16 protein-coding genes are annotated in these 20473 nt (G+C 37.5%); all 16 read left to right on the top strand.

Going from position 1 to position 20473, the window contains the following annotated elements; all coding sequences use genetic code 11:
* The first annotated feature begins 181 nt into the window (after positions 1-181).
* Complete coding sequence (locus tag HW347_RS09665) at positions 182-559, top strand: hypothetical protein (RefSeq protein ID WP_214611694.1); 378 nt, start codon at positions 182-184, stop codon at positions 557-559.
* A complete protein-coding gene (locus HW347_RS09660; RefSeq protein WP_214611693.1) occupies positions 560-3370 on the top strand; it encodes a heparinase II/III family protein in 2811 nt (936 codons plus the stop codon). It abuts the gene before it with no gap.
* Positions 3371-3380: 10 nt separating this feature from the next.
* Positions 3381-4604 (top strand): putative glycoside hydrolase, encoded by a 1224-nt coding sequence (locus HW347_RS09655; RefSeq protein WP_214611692.1) that lies wholly within the window; start codon positions 3381-3383, stop codon positions 4602-4604.
* Positions 4605-4895: 291 nt separating this feature from the next.
* Positions 4896-5408: a sulfatase-like hydrolase/transferase gene (locus tag HW347_RS09650; protein ID WP_214611691.1), complete on the top strand. Its 513-nt coding sequence runs from the start codon at positions 4896-4898 to the stop codon at positions 5406-5408.
* A gap of 83 nt (positions 5409-5491) precedes the next feature.
* The gene (locus HW347_RS09645) at positions 5492-6316 is read left to right on the top strand and encodes a 3-keto-disaccharide hydrolase (RefSeq protein ID WP_214611690.1); all 825 of its coding nucleotides are present in this window, start codon (positions 5492-5494) and stop codon (positions 6314-6316) included.
* A gap of 67 nt (positions 6317-6383) precedes the next feature.
* Positions 6384-7139: a DUF6250 domain-containing protein gene (locus HW347_RS09640; RefSeq protein WP_214611689.1), complete on the top strand. Its 756-nt coding sequence runs from the start codon at positions 6384-6386 to the stop codon at positions 7137-7139.
* A gap of 16 nt (positions 7140-7155) precedes the next feature.
* Positions 7156-8364 (top strand): DUF4861 domain-containing protein, encoded by a 1209-nt coding sequence (locus tag HW347_RS09635; RefSeq protein WP_214611688.1) that lies wholly within the window; start codon positions 7156-7158, stop codon positions 8362-8364.
* Positions 8365-8370: 6 nt separating this feature from the next.
* Positions 8371-9684 carry a sugar porter family MFS transporter gene (locus HW347_RS09630; protein WP_214611687.1) on the top strand — a complete coding sequence of 438 codons (1314 nt, stop codon included), beginning with the start codon at positions 8371-8373 and terminating at the stop codon, positions 9682-9684.
* Positions 9685-9703: 19 nt separating this feature from the next.
* Complete coding sequence (gene kduI / locus HW347_RS09625) at positions 9704-10534, top strand: 5-dehydro-4-deoxy-D-glucuronate isomerase (protein WP_214611686.1); 831 nt, start codon at positions 9704-9706, stop codon at positions 10532-10534.
* 32 nt (positions 10535-10566) lie between these two features.
* Positions 10567-11331, top strand: a complete 765-nt coding sequence (locus HW347_RS09620; protein WP_214612137.1) for an SDR family NAD(P)-dependent oxidoreductase — start codon at positions 10567-10569, stop codon at positions 11329-11331.
* A gap of 34 nt (positions 11332-11365) precedes the next feature.
* On the top strand, positions 11366-12841 hold the full coding sequence (locus HW347_RS09615) for a sulfatase-like hydrolase/transferase (RefSeq protein ID WP_214611685.1): 1476 nt from the start codon (positions 11366-11368) through the stop codon (positions 12839-12841).
* Positions 12842-12872: 31 nt separating this feature from the next.
* Positions 12873-13742 carry an AraC family transcriptional regulator gene (locus HW347_RS09610; protein ID WP_214611684.1) on the top strand — a complete coding sequence of 290 codons (870 nt, stop codon included), beginning with the start codon at positions 12873-12875 and terminating at the stop codon, positions 13740-13742.
* Between the two features lie 262 nt (positions 13743-14004).
* Positions 14005-15345: an alpha/beta hydrolase family protein gene (locus HW347_RS09605; protein WP_214611683.1), complete on the top strand. Its 1341-nt coding sequence runs from the start codon at positions 14005-14007 to the stop codon at positions 15343-15345.
* Between the two features lie 41 nt (positions 15346-15386).
* A complete protein-coding gene (locus HW347_RS09600) occupies positions 15387-17201 on the top strand; it encodes an alpha-L-fucosidase (protein WP_214611682.1) in 1815 nt (604 codons plus the stop codon).
* A 90-nt stretch (positions 17202-17291) separates the two neighbouring features.
* Entirely contained in the window at positions 17292-18887 is a 1596-nt protein-coding gene (locus tag HW347_RS09595; protein WP_214611681.1) for a sulfatase family protein, read from the top strand.
* A gap of 50 nt (positions 18888-18937) precedes the next feature.
* Positions 18938-20350, top strand: coding sequence for a sulfatase-like hydrolase/transferase (locus tag HW347_RS09590; protein ID WP_214611680.1), 1413 nt, complete (start codon positions 18938-18940; stop codon positions 20348-20350).
* Positions 20351-20473 lie beyond the last annotated feature (123 nt).

Genomic DNA, 20473 nt, shown 5'->3' with positions numbered 1-20473 from the left:
TAACCTCTTTATAGTCCATTATACAGGTAATGGGCTATAATTTATATGTCCTGAACACTATATTATATTATATATAGCCAAGAACCGATAACATTGTAATGTAATTGGTTCTTGGCTTTTTTTTTAACCATCAACAATATTATAGTTTGTCCCCTTAGGCAGGGGCAATACTTAATTCTATATGATGAAAAAAATACTTCAATTTATATGTTGCTTTACGGTGATTGTTATTCTCAATCAAGATGTTTTAGGGCAAACTTCTTCTGGGTATTTAGATATGTCAACTTATCTAAAATTGGCAGATAGTGATATTATCTATCCGTCTTCTGAACAAATAGAAATGCTTAAAAAGGTACTGCCAAAAGAGGCTTTTCGACCTGCTCCAAAATTATCGGATAGAACGTATTGGGCTGCAATTGCAAACTCTGAATCAGGTCATTATTACTTAGTAAAAGCGAATGGATTACTGAACACAAAACCTGAAGTGCCAATTACGCACAGTATTTATCGTTTAGCGAATAAAGAAGGGAAATTAACTATTACCTATACACCATTATAGATGAATAATTATATACAGAAAGAGACCAAAATGTTGACAAGAAACAGTAGAATATCAATAATTGTCATCAGAACATTTACTTTGGTAGTTGGTTTCTGTTTGTTCACCACTTATATATCAGCTCAGAACTCAGCAGATATACCGTTACCGAAAAATTTAGAACAAGGTTACCCACGATTGTACATCACCAATTCTGAAAAGAAAGACCTTCAGGAAACCATCAAAAAAGAAGCATGGGCAAAAGACGTTTTAGCGGGATTGCATGGTGAGGTAGACGAACATGTAGAGCGTCATGTTAAGGATCCGGAATGGATGGTATCTCGTTTGCAAATGTACTGGAAAACAAAAGCAACCAATGTTTATATAAATGGTCAGGATTATTCTCATGCAGATGGTGAGGCTCCTGTGCCTACGGTGCGTTTTTCTGGTTCGCGTGATTATACTACGCTTTATGGAAAACCAAAGTTAGAAGATATTTTGCCCTATATGGACGACCCCCGTGGTTTGTATTTACCAAATAAGAGTAAAGAAGGTCAGCCGTTTGAGTGGGTAGAGCAATCGAAAACAGGTAGAATTATAAACTCTATCAATGATGAGATTACTGGATTGGCAAGAGATGCAGCATTTTTATATTGGCTTGAAAATGACGAGCATTTCGCAAAGTTTTCCTATGATGTTTTCCATACCTATATGCAAGGTATGTCTTACCGTGGGGAACCTATTGATTTGCTAAACGGACATATTCAAACACTGGTTGGTTTTACCAACTTTCAAGTAATACACGAAGGTATTCTTCGTGAAATAGCCATACTTTATGATTTTTTACATCCGTACATAGAAGCAAACCATCCGGAGCATATTGCTATGTATGATGCAACTATAAAACGTTGGACAGACCTAGTTATAAAAAATGGTGTACCGCAAAATAATTGGAACCTTCATCAAGCCAACATCATCTTAAAAGCAGCCATGGTATTACAAGACGATGAAAACTATGAGGATAAAAAAGGTCGCGAGTATTATATTAATTACATCTTAAATGTTACTTCCGCTAGGCAGTGGTCGCTATCAAAGTTTATTGATTACGGCTATGATGAAAGTAATGGGGTTTGGAACGAATGTCCTAGTTATTCACTTGGGGTAACAAGTAGTCTTACCGAATTTATTCGTGATTTCGATAACACATTTGATCATAACATTCTTCCGTATACCCCTGTAATGAGTAAAGCGGTGAAAATGATGCCACAGTATTTATTTCCAAACAATCAGATTGTAGCTTTTGGAGATTCAAACTACGGGCCAATAAGTACAGAGGCAATAGAAGATATGATTCGTATTGCTCAGAAAAATGGGGACAAAGATTTAGAAAAAGAGTTTACAGGTTTGTATAGATTATTTGCTAAGGATAAAGAGGAATCTGCTCAAAACAGAAAAAGACATTCTAAAGGAATATCTTCTTTTTTTGCAAGTAAACCTTTAGTGTTAAATCAAAACTATAAAGAACACAACATAGAAGATTATATCACCCAAACTTTTAATGCTCCAAGTGTTAGTTGGCATGTGCAGCGTATGGGAAAAGGTAAAGATGGACTAATGGTTTCTTTGAACGGTTCTCTAGGAAACCATATGCATGCCAATGGTATTAATATGGAATTGTATGGAAAGGGATTTGTTCAAGGAGCAGACCCAGGAAAAGGAGCGGGCTATTTGCAACCTATTTATTTGGAGTATTACTCGCAGTTTCCTGCACACAATACGGTTATGGTAGACGGAGCTTCTTCGTATACAGAAATGTTAAGTTACCATGCTTTTGATGTCTTGGGTGAATATCCAAAATCCGAACAGAAAGAAGGCTTTTATGAAGACATCACTTACTCTGATGTTTACTTTTTAGAACCCGAAACGCAGAGTGATCAAAGCAGATTGGTAAGTATTGTAAAAACAGGTGAAACTGCGGGTTATTATGTTGATGTATTTCGCTCTAAAAAACAGCGTAAAGGTGATAAATTTCATGATTACTATTATCATAATCTAGGACAAAGTATGCGTGTAATGGATGCTGATGGAAATTCACTGAAGCTAACAGAAAGTGAGGAAATGGCATTTGCTGGCGGCCACCTTTATGCCTTGGATTATATGTGGGATAAAAAATCGGTAAAGCTAGAAGACGATTACCAAGCTGAATGGAAAATAGACATGCCCGAGGGTGAGGATGATGTTTTTATGAACCTTTGGATGAAAGGCACAGTAGGGCGTGAGGTATTCTCCATAAAATCTCCGCCGAACAAAGCATTTAGAGGCAATCACGGTATACCTTATAAAGTAGATAAAGAACCTTATTTAACCTTTGCCGCAAGACAACACGGGGCTGCATGGGAAAAACCTTTCGTTTCGGTCTATGAACCTTTTACTTCTGCCGAAGGAAAAAGCATAGAAAAGATTTCAGGCTTTGAAGATGAAAACGGGAATAATGAATTTGTTGGGTTGAATATCCTACATAAATCCGGTCGTGAAGATTTCGTGTTTTCATCGGCTAATCATCAAAAAGCAAACTATAAAGCAATGTCTAGTGACGCTACCTATACTTTATTTGGGAATGAAGAGAACGGAGATTGGGTAGTTTTTATAGGCAACGGAAAAGAAGTTTCGGCCAAAGGCCATACTATCATAACTTCTGAAATGGGTAATGTGGTATTGGAGTCAAAACAAGGTGAGTTGCTCTTAAATAATGAAGTTTCTATTACTATTACTTATAAAAATTCAAAAAAGAAATTTGACGCTGGAACATTACGAAAAATTGAAATAGAATAAACTATTAAAGATGAAAAATAACATACTATTTAAAATGCCATCAGTAAAAACATTTAGCACAATTTTCTGCTTGATTGCAGTAAGTTTATGCGCTTACGGACAGCAACAACCATCATTACTTACAAGTGATGGTTCTAGCTTTAATGCACAGTCCTATTTCCCAAAATTCAATTGGGAAACGACCCCGATGTACTATCATTTTGGTGATATTGATCGTGTATTGGAGCCTGAAGAGATTCAATTTATTTCAGATAGAACAGATTTTATCTGTATGGAGAAATCTCACGCATACAATTTGCTTGGTGACCAGGTATTGGGGACAAAGCACGAGGTGGAAGCATTTCATGAAGTTGAGCCTGAGATCAAAGTGTTGTTCTACTACAATTCTTATGTGGCATGGCCCTTTCCACGTTTTAATAAAGAATTTACACCGGATGGCATTGCGAAAAACGAAGAATTGACCAAATTTTTGGCACGTGACCCAAAGACTGGAAAACTCTTGGAAAAAACAAGAGGACCGGCATTTTCGTACTATTTTGATGCATTAAACCCTGAATTTCGTGAGTGGTGGGTGGCATCAGCTATAGAAGGCGTTAAAATTTCGGGTGCTGACGGTATTTTTATAGATCGTATGAACGTGGACGAAAATGCAGATTATCATGTTGATGATATAGCGGAATTAGCAAAAGCCAAAGGTGAGATGATGGCTGCGCTCAAAGAACAATTGGGGCCAGATAAAATATTGATTGGTAACAATGCCGCCAGAACAAAAGAGGTTTTTCCTCATTGCGATGCTTTTATGTTTGAGCATTATAACGCTACTGTCACCAATAAAGAAAACCTACTTAAAGAATGGGGAGATATGGCCCGCATTGCAGAGGCCGGTAAAATTTCAATCTATCGTTTTGGTGCTAAAGGAAAAGGAAAAAATGATATTACGACGGGAGCAACAAAGACCGATGGAATAGAGAAAAGGTCTCATGATCAATTAGAATTTCATCAAGCCTGTTACCTTATCGGCGCTCAACCTTATTCGTATTTTCAGTGGAATTGGGGTTGGAACCTGGAAGATGGCAATCTGGTAGATTACCCTTCATTACAAAAACCATTAGGGAAGCCAACAGGTGTCTTTAAGCGCGTAAAGCCAGATGGATGGATATTCACACGTGAATTTGAACATGCAAGTGTTTGGGTAGATACGGAGGCAAGGAAGGCGAAAATTACATGGCATTGATAGATTTTCTTAATAAAATATTTACGTGTATTTATAGGGTTTGGAGTAATACTTTTATTGCCTGAACCACGAGAGTACATGATAGTTAAGCAAAAATAAAAGGTTAGTTTTATGCAGAAACGTTGCTTTTGGGTATAGAACTAAACTCCTTAAGAATATCAAACCCTTGTGTAACCCCTATTTTTAGGGAAAAGAATCATGAGTTATAGTATAGGGCATATAATTTATATGCTATTTCTATCACTAGAATTACATTGCGATTGAATTATAACTTCATAAACTTTAAGTGAAATGACCTTTCGTATTTTCTCCTTTGTGGTACTGATTGTGTCAGTTATGTCTGCTGGAGCACAGGATGGGAAAGAACCTTCTCAACCTAATAAAGCAGGTATCTATGATTTTATACCTGGTCTTAAAAAGAGTCAAGATTTACGTCATTTGGTGAATTTGCAAAAAAGAGAAGAAACCATACCTGAGCGTTTAAAAACTGTTGGCTATTCAACGGCATTGGTGGGTAAATGGCAATGCGGTTCACTTTTTAATAACCGTGCCCAACCGCAGCCAGATTATTTTGGATTCGATTATTGGTTCGCTACGCATACCAATGCGTCGCCTAGTCATGAAAATCTCAAAAAATTCGTCAGAAATGGGGAGAATGTGGGTCCAATAGAAGGCTTCAGTTGTCAGATTGTAGTGGATAAAGCTTTTAGTTGGTTAGACAAAAAAGATAATGATAATCCGTTTTACTTGCAGGTAATTTTTCATGAACCCATTGCATTACTGGAAGAAATTATTGAGACATAATTTGTAAGTCTAGAAAGACTGTAGAGGGAATGCAACGCAGTAGAAATAGAATATAAATAACCAAACAACGAGAATATTAGAAAATGAAAAATCAAAAAAACTCTTTTCAGTTATATCTTATTGCTACTTTAGTTTGTGCAATTAGCTTTGGCAACCTGCAAGCTCAGAAATCTAGCGATAAAGGTTTTGTAGACCTTTTTAATGGTAAGGATTGGAATGGATGGCATCTTAAGTTGAGAAATGGAGATGAGGAGATGGCGAAAAAAGTGTACGCTATTGAAGATGGAATTGTACATGTTTTTAAAGATTCTCCAGATAGTTTAAATCTTAATACAGGTGATAATGGCACGCATGGCCTATTTTATACCGATAAAAAATATAGTAAATATATTCTTAGATTTGAATATAAGTGGGGTGAGAAAATAACGAACAATTTTGATCAGTGGCAGTATGATGCCGGTTGTTATTACCACGTATTTGATGATAGCGTATGGCCTAAGGGCATTGAATATCAAGTACGGTATAACCATTTAACGGAAAGAAACCACACAGGAGATTTTTGGGCTGCAGGCACAACTCTAGATTGGTACTCTGCAGATGGCGAAACTTTTAGTACTCCAAAGAATGGAGGGAAGAAAAAAGAACAAAGTAAAAATGAACTTCATGCTTCTAAAGAGGCGGAATTCAATGCTTTAAATGACGAATGGAATAAGTGTGAGATAATTGTGATGGGAGATGAATATACTATTCACAAGCTAAACGGAAAGATTGTAAATATGGGCACAAACCTTTCTGTTAGTGAGGGGATAATAGGATTTCAATCTGAAACAGCCGAAATATTTTATAGAAACATCAAGATAAAGGAATTAGATAAGTCAATTGCGATGAAGAAATTCTTAAAAAAATAAAATTTAAGAATTAGATAAGTTGAATGAGGAAGAAGCCTTAAAATAAGTTAGGCTTATAGCAAATAGTATGATAAAAAAGATAAAAAGTAAAATAGTAGCGAGTTTCATCCTAATGTCAGTTTCCATGATAGCAAGTGCACAGGAGGAAACTGTAAAGATTAATGATACGCTTACGGCAAGTACCACACTAGTTTATCTAGATTCTTTTCAACTGGGTCTTGAAAACTGGAAGGTAGAGCAGATGCCCGAAGGTACCGCCCAAGTAAAAGATGGAAAGTTAGAAATCACAGATGTTGCCGGTTGTACTATTTGGCTCACTAAAAAATTTGAAGGTCCGCTTATGATAACATATGACGCTTGTGTTATTGGTGAAGATGGCCCGCAAGACCGTGTATCAGATCTTAATTGTTTTTGGATGGCTCAAGATATGGAGCACCCTAATGACCTATTCGTTAATTCAGAAAAGCGTGGTGGTAAATTTTCCAACTATGATAATCTTCGGCTTTACTATATAGGTGTTGGTGGTCATGACAATTCTAAAACTCGTTTTCGTAGATATACTGGCGATGGCGAAAGGCCTTTGTTGCCAGAGCATGATTTTACAGATAAAAAATACCTTATTCAGGCTAACAAAGTCACTAAGATTAAAATCATAGCATACGATGGAATCGTCCAATATTATAGAGATGGCGAACGTATAATTGATTTTTATGACCCTAACCCTTATACTTCAGGCCATTTTGGCTTTAGAACGGTGAATAATCATATGACCATAGAAAACTTTAAAGTCTTTAGTCTAAAGAGTGAGAAAATAGCGAAGTAACAACAAAATGAAAACAATGAAAATCAACCTAACTAACCCTTTAAACCTTGCTTATCTAACAGCAATCTGTTTGATGGCATCTTGTGAATCTACTACTAAGATTGAAACGGTATCAGTAGAAGTAAAAAACGACCTTAATTTTTCTAGAATTGAAGTCGTGGGCGCAAACGCTGCCGACTTATCCGCTGTTTTAAAAAATAACTCGGAAAGCAATATTCGAGTAAAGAAAATAGGTGGTCAAGAATACCTGCGTACGCAATGGGTAGATAATGATCAGGACGGCACCAATGATGAATTACTTTTTCAAGCTGAGGTTCCCGCAAATAGCACCTCCGAATATGTTATTCTTGTGGATAGCGTAAAGGCACCGGCAGAAAGTGATGTTATTGCATATTCACGTCTCGTACCAGAAAGAACGGATGATTATACCTGGGAGAATGATAAAGTAGCTTTTAGAACGTACGGTCCTACAGGAGAAAAAGAAGCGTTGGCAGGTGTTTCAGGAAGTACACTTTCTAGCGGAATAGATTTATGGCTAAAACGTACCGATAAATCTATCATAAACAAATGGTATAAGGCACATACAATTAAATCAGGTTCTTATCATATTGACCACGGTGAGGGTTACGACCCGTATCACGTAGGAAGCAGTAGAGGAACAGGTGGTATTGGTATCTGGGATAATGATAGCCTTTTAGTATCTAATAATTTCACGGCATCTAGAACTTTGGCAGCAGGTCCATTACGCACAGTGTTTGAACTGGATTATGCTCCGTGGAGTGCATATGGAGTAAAAGAGACCAAACGTATAACTCTAGATTTAGGTTCCAATTTTTCCAAGTTTGATATTAGTCTTTCTTCAGATAAAGAGGTGCCAAATTACACGGTAGGTATTACGTTGCATAAAAACGAAGGTGAAGGAGCTGTGAACAAAGAAGAAGGTTGGTTCCGTCATTGGGAAACTATAGATAGTTCTAAAGTAGGTGAGGGTATAGTTATAGACCCAGCAATAGTGGAAAATGCTATAATCCACAAATCCGATGCTGTGGATCAGAGTAATCTTTTAATCGTAACTAAGCCTCAAGAGAAACTGACGTACTACGCAGGTTTTGCTTGGGATAAAAGTGGACAAGTAGGTTCTTTGGAAGACTGGGAAAATATGTTGAAACAACAGTCTCAGGCTTTGTCTAGTCCGTTATCAGTTTCAGTTAAAAAATCTAAATAAACCACCATGAAAACTAAATTATTTTTCACATCATTTGTGGTTGCCTTAGCAGGGTTTTTATTCGGTTTTGATACCGTTGTAATTTCTGGAGCAGACCAACAGCTACAGACTTTATGGGGTACGTCAGACATTTTTCATGGTACGTTCATTATGTCAATGGCATTATGGGGTACAGTAATAGGAGCTATTTTTGCATCCATTCCTTGCGATAAAATAGGAAGAAAAAACACCCTTTTATGGATAGGTATATTATACTTTGTATCTGCATTAGGTTCAGGTCTCGCAGATGACCCGTATTTATTTTCTTTCTTCCGTTTTCTTGGAGGTCTGGGAGTAGGGGCATCAACTGTTGCAGCACCTACCTATGTTTCTGAAATTGCTCCGGCTAAAAACCGTGGTAGATTGGTGGCATTGTATCAATTCAATATTGTTTTCGGAATTTTAATCGCCTTCGTATCCAATTATTTATTGAAAGATTTTGGATCAGAACCTTGGCGTTGGATGATTGGTATAGAAGCACTTCCTGCCTTAATCTATACTGTGGCTATGATAGGAGTTCCTAAAAGTCCACGATGGTTGTTAGAGAAGAAAAACGACTTGGAGGGAGCAAAAAGAATTCAATTGGAACTTACCGGAACTGAATTGGACGAGTCCGTTATTGAGCAGTTAAAAGAAGAACAAACAGAGAAATCTGCCCTGTTTGTCAAGAAATACAAATTTCCTTTAATGCTAGCATTTTTGATTGCTTTCTTCAATCAATTGTCAGGTATTAATGCCTTTCTATATTATGCGCCTCGGATATTTAGTTCCGCTGGTTTGGGAGAAAATACGGCTTTATTGAGCAGTATTGGTATTGGTATAACCAATTTGGTTTTTACGCTATTGGGCCTTTATTTAATTGATAAAGTAGGTCGTAAAGTTCTTATGTACATTGGTTCTATCGGTTATATTATCTCATTAACTATGGTAGGTGTTGCTTTCACATTAGAGTGGCAAGGCCTAATGGTACCTATTTTCTTATTCCTGTTTATAGCTTCTCACGCTATTGGGCAAGGAGCGGTAATTTGGGTTTTTATATCAGAGATATTTCCAACAAATTTACGAGCACAAGGGCAGTCCTTTGGTAGTTCTACCCACTGGGTATTAGCTGCATTGATTACGCTTTTTATGCCAATAGCCATGGGTAGTTTTGACAACCCTGGAATAGTGTTTTTCTTTTTTGGTGGTATGATGGTACTGCAGTTGCTGTTCGTCATATTTATGATGCCAGAAACCAAAGGAAAGACCTTAGAAGAATTACAGAAAATGATAACAAAATAATTAAATCTAAAATTTAGACATGGAAGTTAAGTACGCAGTGCATCCTGATGATGCCAAATTATACGACACACAAAGAATTAGAAAAGAGTTTCATAGTTCAGACCTAATGGGCGAGGATGCTATAAAAATGATTTACACACATTACGATCGTTTTATATATGGTACCGCTTTTCCTAAATCTAAGAGCCTTTCATTACCAACTTACGATGAGTTGAAAGCCAATTATTTTTTAGAGCGAAGAGAATTGGGAATTATTAATGTTGGAGGTAAAGGTACCGTAACCGTAGATGGTGAAGTATTTGAACTTGGAAACTTGGAAGCCTTATACGTAGGTAAAGGTTCAAAAGAGGTGACTTTTGCAAGTACAGATGGCTCTGATGCTGCACAATTCTATTTGAATTCAGCTCCGGCGCATAAAGAATATCCAAATAAAAAAGCAACACGTTCAGATGCTAATATAGTAGAATTAGGTGCTGTTGAAACAAGTAACGAAAGAACATTATACCAATACATTCACGAAGACGGTATTCAAAGTTGCCAGTTGGTAATGGGATATACGGAATTGAAAAAAGGTAGTGTTTGGAACACGTTTCCACCGCACACCCATGAGCGTAGAATGGAAGTCTATTTTTATTTTGATATTCCAGGAGACAATATTGTAATGCATTATATGGGACAGCCTCAAGAGACGCGCCACGTTGCCATGAAGAATTTTGAAGCCGTAGTTTCTCCACCATGGTCTATCCACTCAGGTTCAGGTACTAGTAACTACAGATTTATCTGGGGAATGGCAGGTGAGAACAAAGCATTTACAGATATGGATGGCGAACCTTTACAGGGCGTACTTTAAGATTTTAATAAACACAAGGAAGAACGAATATGATATTGAATAAGTTCGATTTAAAAGGAAAAACGGCTTTAGTAACTGGTTGTAAACGCGGTATTGGTTTTGCCATGGCTGAAGCTTTGGCAGAAGCAGGTGCTAATATTATTGGGGTTTCCGCTACTTTGGAGCTTTCGGGTTCTAAAATAGAAAAGCGGATAACTGAATTGAATAAAAGCTTTAAAGCCTATCAATGTGATTTTAGTGATAGAAAAGCTTTGTATGCTTTTATTGAAAAAGTAAAAAGTGAAAACCCTATCATAGATATCTTGGTAAACAACGCCGGTACTATTTTAAGACAACCTGCAGCAGAGCATACAGATGAACTATGGGACAAGGTAATTGAAGTAAACCAAAATGCCCAGTTTATTCTGTCTAGGGAAATAGGTAAGGAAATGGTAAATAGAGGAAGCGGGAAGATTATTTTCACAGCTTCTTTATTGACTTTCCAAGGAGGAATTACCGTGCCAGGCTATGCCGCTTCAAAAGGAGCTATCGGTCAATTAACTATGGCATTATCTAATGAGTGGGCATCCAAAGGAGTACAGGTAAATGCTATTGCTCCAGGATATATTTCTACGGATAATACAGAAGCTTTGCGAAAAGATGAAGACCGTAGTAAGTCTATTTTAGGAAGGATTCCTGCGGGAAGATGGGGAGAACCAGAAGACTTTAAAGGACCTATTGTTTTCTTGGCCTCAGAAGCTTCTAATTATATGACAGGTACCGTAATGTTGGTTGACGGTGGCTGGATGGGCAGATAGTAGAAAAACAATATTTTTTTAAATATAGTACAGCATGAAAATTAATAACAGGAGTTTCTTATGGGCTTTTTCCGTGGTGATTATTTTATCGTCATGTAAAAGCGAAGAAAAAAAAACGGAAACTAAAAAACGGCCAAACTTTCTTTTTGTTTTGGTAGATGATCAATCACCTTTTGATTTACAGGTGTATGATCCAAAGTCAATATTAGAAACTCCTATTATTTCTAAATTAGCATCAGAAGGTACGGTTATAGAAGCTGCCCACCATATGGGCTCTATGAACGGTGCGGTATGTACACCTTCTAGACATATGATTATGACGGGGCGTACCCTGTGGCATTTACCGCCTAGTGCAGAATTTCAAAAGAACACGGCTCCTCATGAACTAGATAAGCAGACCATTGGGGCTGTTTTCAATAGAGCAGGTTATAATACTATGAGAACTTGTAAAAAAGGTAACTCATATCCTGGCGCAAACGAACAGTTTACGGTTGTTCATGATGCTGTAAAAAGAGGGGGTACTGAAGAGACAGGAAGTGCTTGGCACTCCAAACAAGTTTTAGAATATTTAGGAGATCGAGAGAAAGTTAAAGAAGAAAATCCCTTTTTCATATATTTTGGATTTTCCCATCCACATGATACCAGAGACGGTACGCCAGAGTTGTTAGCGAAATATGGAGCGGTAAATCATACGGACAAAAATAGTCTTCCTCCGGCCAATGATAAACAGCCACCACTTCAAGATAATTATTTAGAAGCACATCCTTTTTTCCATGGTCACCCAGAGCTTAGGGATGAAGAACGGGTAAGTGGAGTATGGAAAAATAGAGATGAACAGACCGTTAGAAATGAGTTGGGTAGGGAATATGCCTGTTCCGAAAACATAGATATTCAGCTAGGCAAAGTACTAAAGAAATTAGAAGCCATGGGTGAATTGGACAACACCTATATTGTTTACACTTCCGATCACGGAATGTCTATTGGAAGACACGGACTTATGGGAAAACAAAACTTATATGAGCATACATGGCGGGTACCCATGATTATTAAAGGACCTGGACTTCCATCAGGCAAACGCACAAAGGGGAATGTTTATTTATTAGATGTCTTACCTACCTTATGTGATTTGGCAGGCATAGAGATTCCAGAAACTGTAGAAGGAACAAGCTTTAAGCCTGTTTTGGAAGGTGAAAAAGAAACTGTTAGGGATGTGTTGTACGGAGTATATTGTGGAGGAACAAAACCAGGTATGCGTACGGTAAAAAAAGACGACTGGAAATTAATCAAATATGATGTAATGGAAGGTGCAGTGCGTGAAACACAACTATTCAATTTGGCTGAAAACCCAAATGAATATTTAAAAGAGCATAATAAAGAAGGCGAAATGCTAACCAATTTGGCAGATAATCCCAAATATGCGGATAAGCTGGCAGAAATGGAAGCGTTGTTATTGACGGAAATGGAAGCATATGAAGATCCGTATAGACTTTGGGACCAACAGGCAAAATAGAATTCCAGTCTTATAAATAGTATAGTATTACATGAAACTTCATTTGTTAAATAGGGCATCTGTATCTGATCGGTCATTTTCGGTCAATCATAATCTGTACCCTAATTTTTTAAGGGTTTGGCATTATCACCCAGAGATTGAGTTGGTGGTAATTCTAAAAAGTTCTGGAACACGTTTTATAGGAGATAACATAGAAAAATTTCAAGAGGGAGAAGTAGTACTCATCGGTAAAAATGTTCCGCACATGTGGTTAAACGATGAGGTTTATTTTCAGCCAGATAGTAAATTGGAAGCGGAGGCTCTGGCCATACATTTTACTAGAGATTTTTTAGGAAAAGGTTTCTTTGATATCCCAGAAATGAAACAAATTTCCGACCTTTTAAATAGAGCTAATAGAGGTATTAAGTTTAATACGTTGAGTACGGATTTGGTGGGTCAAATCATGAATCTAAAAGACTTCGATACTACTACACGTGTATATAAAACTATTGAGGTTTTGGTTGCTTTATCAAAGCAAGAAAATTACCAGTTATTGTCAAGTACAAGCTTTGTAAATGCTTTTCAAAAAGCCGATAACTCACGAATGGATAAAATATATGCCTACGTATTCGAAAACTTCAATGATGGTATTAGCGCCAGCGATGTTGCTGAAATGACAGGTATGAACAAATCTGCATTCAGCAGATTTTTCAAGAAAGCCCATAGTAAATCTTTTACTAGATATCTTAATGAAATAAAGGTGGGCTACGCTTGTAGGCTCCTTTTGGAAAACAAGGAAAGTATCACCTCTATAGCATACTTATCCGGGTTTAATAATATCTCTAATTTTAATAGGCAGTTTAGGACTATTCATGGGATGGCACCTTCCGCTTATTTAAAATATTATTCTTCAAACGACTAGAAAATGCATTTGCGTGCAAAAAAAGTATCAGAAATTGTATTTTTTTTGGTAGTTGACCACACGATAGATTATTAGTTTTAACCACATTGGAATATTGATAATAAACTCTCTAATTATTTAAGTAATTCTAATAGTTCGTTTGTTTAATTGAGTATTTCTTATTTATAATCCTTTTACAAGTTGATTTTATTTAAAATCGGTTACTGTAAATAGTGTTCGAATCAAGAACGGTACGAAACAAATTCTTTTTCAAAATTTAAAAATGCATTTACTTCAATTTAAATATTTTCGGTTTAATCTAATGACTTTGGTAGTCGGCTTTTTTCTGATTACCCACACACATTCTTTAAGTGGTCAAAGTACTGGTTCAACAGGTAAAGATAAAAATCACCTTCTTGAAAAGAATGTTGACGGGCCTTTATTGGTAAAGACTACTTTAATTGAAAGTGGTGTGTTAGAAGCCCCGAAGTATAATTTTACCAATGAGTTTGATGCTGAAAAATCAGAAGAGAATATAAAAGGAATTTTTTATGAAGGCCTATCTTTTAAAGGAAAACCAACAAAAGTTTTTAGCTGGTACGGAGTTCCCGAAAACCTGACTAAAAATGATAAAGTCCCTGCAATAGTCTTAGTACATGGAGGTGGAGGTACTGCATTTATTGATTGGGTTAAAGAATGGACCAACAGAGGGTATGTTGCAATAGCAATAGCATTGGAAGGCCAAATTCCCGGAGATAAAATTGAAGGCGAGAATGGTAAAAAGGAGTATCAGACCTTTGAGTATTCCGGACCCAAGCGTCAAGGTTTTTTTGAAGATGTAGTTGTAGAGAAATTAGAAGACCAATGGTTCTTTCACGCGGTGGCAGATGTTATGTTGGCTACAAGCTTATTGAAAAGCCTACCAAATGTAGACGAAAACAAAATCGGGATTACCGGTATTTCTTGGGGAGGTATTCTAACCAATGTGATAACAGGCGTTGACAATCGGTATGCTTTTGCCATACCTGTTTACGGTTGTGGATATTTACAAGAAACTCCTAATTATAGTAATCTATTAAGTCAGTTAAGTAAAGAGCAACAAACGTATTATTTAGATACTTGGGAACCTTCTTTATATGTGCCACTTCAAAAACAACCCACACTTTTTGTGAATGGTACCAACGATTTTCACTTTACTATGAACAGTTTCACTAAAACTTACGAAGCTTCTCCCAATGAAAAATATCTATCAGTTGGGCATAATATGAAACATGGTCATCAAGCAGGATGGGCACCGGAGTCAATTTACTCGTTTGCAGAATATATGACAAACAACGGTACTGCACCAGAATTACCAAAACTCATTCAAAACAAAAACAAGAAGTTGTTGTATCAATATCAAGGAAAAGTAGATAAAGCTTATTTGTACTATAGCACAGATACTAGTGATTGGGGAAAGGACAGTTACCAATGGATAGAAACCACTACTGAAGTATCCGATACCAATAAAACAATTTCAGCAAAGCTTCCTGAAGAAGCAGTTGCTTATTTCATAAATGTAATCAATTCAGAAGGCAGAATGTATAGTTCTCCTATGAAGATAGTGGATGGTAATCGTCCATAAATTTGTTATAATTAATCGAATTCAATTTAAAGTCCAAACCAATGAAATTTAAGAATACCAGGGTAAATATAGTGTTGATATTATTTGTGACGTTCCTCTTTCAAGGTGGTTCTGTATTCAGCCAAAAGAAAGAAAAAGGAGAAAATATGGACGAGATGTGGGGACATCAAAATTCATTGGGAGCAAATGCACCTGACTCTAGAACAAAATTATTTGATGATGGTAATTACGCCATGTTCATTCACTGGGGCATCTATTCCAAGATTGCCAACACATGGAAAGACAGTACATATTATGGCATTAGCGAATGGATAATGAACCCCAGAAGAGCAAATATTCCCGTGGACGAATATATGGCAGAGGCAAAAACCTTTGACCCTGTAAATTTTGATGCTATGGCAATTGCCCAACTCGCTAAAGATGCCGGAATGAAATATATAGTGGTTACCAGTAAGCACCATGATGGTTTTGCCATGTACAATTCTAAAAGCAACGATTTTAATATAGTTAAGGCCACGCCTTTTGCCAGAGACCCTATGAAGGAACTGTCAAAGGCATGTAAAGAATTAGGCCTTGGTTTTGGTTTTTATTATTCACACAATCAAGATTGGACATTTCCAGGAGGCAATGGAGGACCAAAGGTGAACGAGAAAGGGAAAGAGGTAGGCTTTGATTATTACTTCAAAGAAAAGTGTCTTCCGCAGGTTAAAGAAATTGTAACCCAATATGGTGATATCGCCATGGTCTGGTTCGATACGCCTGGCAATATGGAAAAAAAATATGTGGAAGAATTGGTAGAAGTAGTTCGCAAACATCAACCTAATGCTATGATTTCAGGAAGGGCCGGTCATGGTTTAGGAGATTATAAATCTTTAGGGGATATGAACATTCCCATAAAAAATATTGGTGGGTTATGGGAAACTGTAGATGTTACCAACGATTCTTGGGGCTACGCTTGGTACGACCAAAATTGGAAAAGCCCAAAACGGATTTTAAAAAGTATTATTTCTACAGTGGCCCGTGGAGGGACGTATATGCTAAATGTGGGGCCTGCACCAGACGGAACAATTCCTGCGGAGGCTCAAGAATCGCTAAGAGCATCAGGAGAATGGATTAGCAAGTATCCTCAGGTGGTATATAAAACAGGAGCTTCGCCATGGGGTCATGCATTGCCATGGGGTGATGCCACCGTAGCGGCTGATGGCAAATTGAACCTTTGTGTTTACCAATGGCCATTAGATGGTAAACTGTGGCTTCCAGGGTTAAAGAATACGATTAAGTCTGCTGATTTATTAGTGGATGGAAAAGGACAAAAATTAGAAACCACAACTGAAGATGGTTGGGTTGCTATTTCACTACCAGCAAGACGAAACGAAAGATTAATATCGGTTATAGAGCTAGAAATAGAGGGTAGCCCAGAGGTGGCTGTATCCAATAGTATAGACCCAGTTTTTTCAACGGTGCTGCCAGTTGACTTTGCTACGGCCGAGGGTTGCGCCATTGCGGAGAAAAGATGGATGGAAAAATTTGGGGAATGGAAACATATTGAGCAAGCACAAGATTGGAAAGAAGGAAGTAAAGTGACTTGGGAAATAGAGGTGAAAGATCCGGGTTATTATCAAACGGAATTAAACTATGCAGGTGAAGGTCGTTTGGTTTGGAATATAACTTCAGATGAGGGAGTTGTAGTTCAGAATCAGCAAAATTCATCAGAGGTATATAGTTATTATGAAATGGGACTTATAAAGTTTAATAAGCCCGGAAAGCATACCATAACAGTTTCTTTGGTAGATGGAAAAAAGAGCAATGCAAGTCTAAAAGAAATACGATTGACACCAGAAGGAAGTATGGAGTAAGACCTTAAGGAACCCAATCCATATCTTGTGTCCAATACTGGGAGGGATTGTTTGTAAAGGAACAATCTAAAACTAATAAAGAAACCGATTATGAATTTACCGAAATATAAAGCATTAAGAATTTTACTTTTATTGTTTTCAATAACTCTGGGCGCCCAGAACATCCAAAAACCAAATATCATTGTTATTTACACAGATGACCAAGGGTATGGCGATGTAGGGGCACTTAATCCCGATGCTAAATTCAAAACGCCAAATATGGATAAATTGGCCAATGAGGGCATCATTTTTACGGATGGGCATAGCAGTGATGCGGTATGTTCCCCATCTAGATACTCCTTGCTAACAGGGCGATACAGTTGGAGAACCTCTTTAAAAGAAGGAGTTTTAAGAGCTGATGGGCCTTGTTTAATAGAAAAGGATAGGATGACCATTGCTTCTTTACTTCAAGAAAACGGCTATAAAACTGCCATGATAGGAAAGTGGCATCTTCAAATGGAATTTGAAGGGAGTTTGGGCAAAGAACGTGACTGGTCAAAGCCTTTTACAGATGGGCCAATAGAGAAAGGATTTGATTATTATTTTGGTATTCCAGCTTCTATGAATTACGGTATTTTAACGTATTTAGAAAATGATAAGGTGTTAGACCCTCCTGTATTATGGACTAAAAAGAAAGCGGATAAAAGACCACGTGCATTTAGTGATAGTATTAACCCGAAAGGGTATAGAATGACACCACCCTACATAAGTGAGCGTAAAGAAGGCACCAATGGATGGGTAGAAGTGGCACCATCATTTAACGATGAATTAGTTCTAAAGACATTTGCCGATAAAGCGGTGGATTATATTAGCGAATCTGCAGCGGAGGCCAAAGCGGGTAAACCGTTCTTTTTGTATTTACCATTGACCAGTCCGCATTTACCGCATTGTACGCATCCTGATTTTCAAGGGAAGAGTAACTGCGGAAATTATGGCGATTTTATGGAAGAAACCGATCATAGAATCGGACATGTTCTAGAGGCATTAAAGGCAAATGGAATTGAAGACAATACCCTGGTAATTTTTTCATCGGATAATGGCGCGGAGACCAACTACGTTTATCAACGAGAAAAATATGGACACTATAGTAGCCTCAACTTTAAAGGAGGTAAACGAGATATCTATGAAGGTGGACATCGGGTTCCTTTTCTAATGCGTTGGCCTAACGGAATACAAGCAGGGGAGAAGTCAGATGTGCCCGTTTGCCAGACCGACTACTTGGCTACCATTGCTGATATTATTGGAGTAAAACTTCCTGATAATGCGGGTGAGGATAGTTATAGTTTATTACCCATTCTAAAAGGGGAGCGATATGATAAAGCGGTAAGAGGAGCTGTAATTCATCATTCCGTTTCGGGAAATTTTGCAATTAGAGAAGGGAAATGGAAACTAAATATGTTTCGCGGTTCTGGAGGTTCTTTGGAGCCTAAGATTATTGAGCCAAAAGAAGGTGAAGCCATATATGAGCTTTACAATATGGAAGAAGACCCAGGAGAAACAACAAATCTTTATTTTAATAATCCGGAAGTAGTAAAAAAGCTTACTCAGAAAATCACCAAAATTATTGAAGAGGGGAGAACTACACCCGGTACACCACAATCTTATGTAAAAGAAGGTTGGGACATGCCAGATTGGACTAAGTCATAATTTCAATGTAGAATCATTAGAAACACTACAAAACCAAATAAGACCAAGAAATGAAAATAGGAATAAAACTCTTGCTTTTTAGCACTTTGATGATTCTTTCGTGTGGAGAAAAACAAGAAGCTAAAAAGGAGATAGCGGTTGAACAGGATACCCGGCCTAACATCATATTCATTTTTGCCGATGATTGGGGGTATGGTGACTTAGGTATCCATGGTAGTACGTTTTGTGAAACCCCAAACCTTGATAAAATGGCCGCTGAGGGCATCGATTTTCAAAACTTCTCTGTGGTGAACCCTGTTTGTTCACCTAGTAGGGTTGCAGTAATGACGGGACAATTTCCGGCGCGACAAAGTGTGCACGGTCACTTTGCATCCGTGGAATCACATATGAAAAGAGGTATGCCAGATTGGTTAAACCCTGAAGCTCCTTTACTTCCAAAAATGCTAAAAGAATCAGGTTATGCCACTGCTCATTTCGGCAAATGGCATCTTTCCAATACCCATGTTCAAGATGCACCTAGTCCACTAGAATATGGTTATGATGAGTACGGCGCATTTAATTTGCCGAGTGACCTACACCAAATGCAAGCAGACTCAACGTTGTATAAAACAATCGATTTTGTAAAACGGAACAAGAACAAACCATTTTTTGTAAATGCTTGGATTCACGCCACGCATACCCCGCATTATCCTAAGGAAAAGTACATGCAGCAATTTGCTCATTTAAAGGAGCAACAACAGGTTTACGCAGCGGTGATAGCGGAGTATGATGCTCGTATTGGTGAGCTATTTGAAGCTTTGAAAAGTTTAGGTTTAGATGAAAATACATTGGTAGTTTTCTCATCGGATAACGGACCGGAAATTACAGGTGATAAAAAAATAATAGAAGACAATTCTACAGGGCCCGGAAAGGGAACCTATTACTCTGTGGGTGAAACAGGCGGTTTAAAGGGACGAAAACGATCTTTGTTTGCTGGTGGTGTACGTATACCGTTTTTAGTGCGTTGGCCAGGCAAAACTCCTTCTGGTGTGGTTGATAAAACTACAGAATTGGCTACCGTAGATTTACTACCTACATTTTTAGAATTAGCGAATACAACCTATCCTGAAAATTATGAACCAGATGGGGTAAGTATAATACCAGCTATTATGGGAAAACCTTTTGAACGACAAAAACCGATTTTTTGGGATTGGCGTTTTCCGAATGACCGACCGGATTTTTGGCCAAGTGCAGGTGTACAGGAAGGGAATTGGAAGTTGTTGGCAAATGAAGAATTAGGAAGAGCGGAACTATATGATATTTCTTCGGACTGGGCAGAGCAGAAAGATGTGTCCGCTGAAAATCCAGAAAAGAAGAGAGAACTAATGGATAAGTTCAAAACATTCGAAAAATCACTACCAAAAAGTCCACCTTCTAATTCATTTTCAGAAGCAAGAAATTCAATAGAACCCACAAATGAATAATTACAAGTGAAAATGAACTGATTCATTGTGCAACTTGAAACGAATAAAAAAAGCTTCATACGTGGAGCTTTTTTTTATTTTAATTATTTATCAGAACATCATATGTAAAAGTGAAAATCTCAG

The sequence above is a fragment of the Zobellia barbeyronii genome, assembly GCF_018603515.1.
Classification (GTDB): domain Bacteria; phylum Bacteroidota; class Bacteroidia; order Flavobacteriales; family Flavobacteriaceae; genus Zobellia; species Zobellia barbeyronii.
The sequence above is the reverse complement of the archived record's forward strand: the minus strand, read 5'-3'. Positions and strand labels throughout refer to the sequence as shown.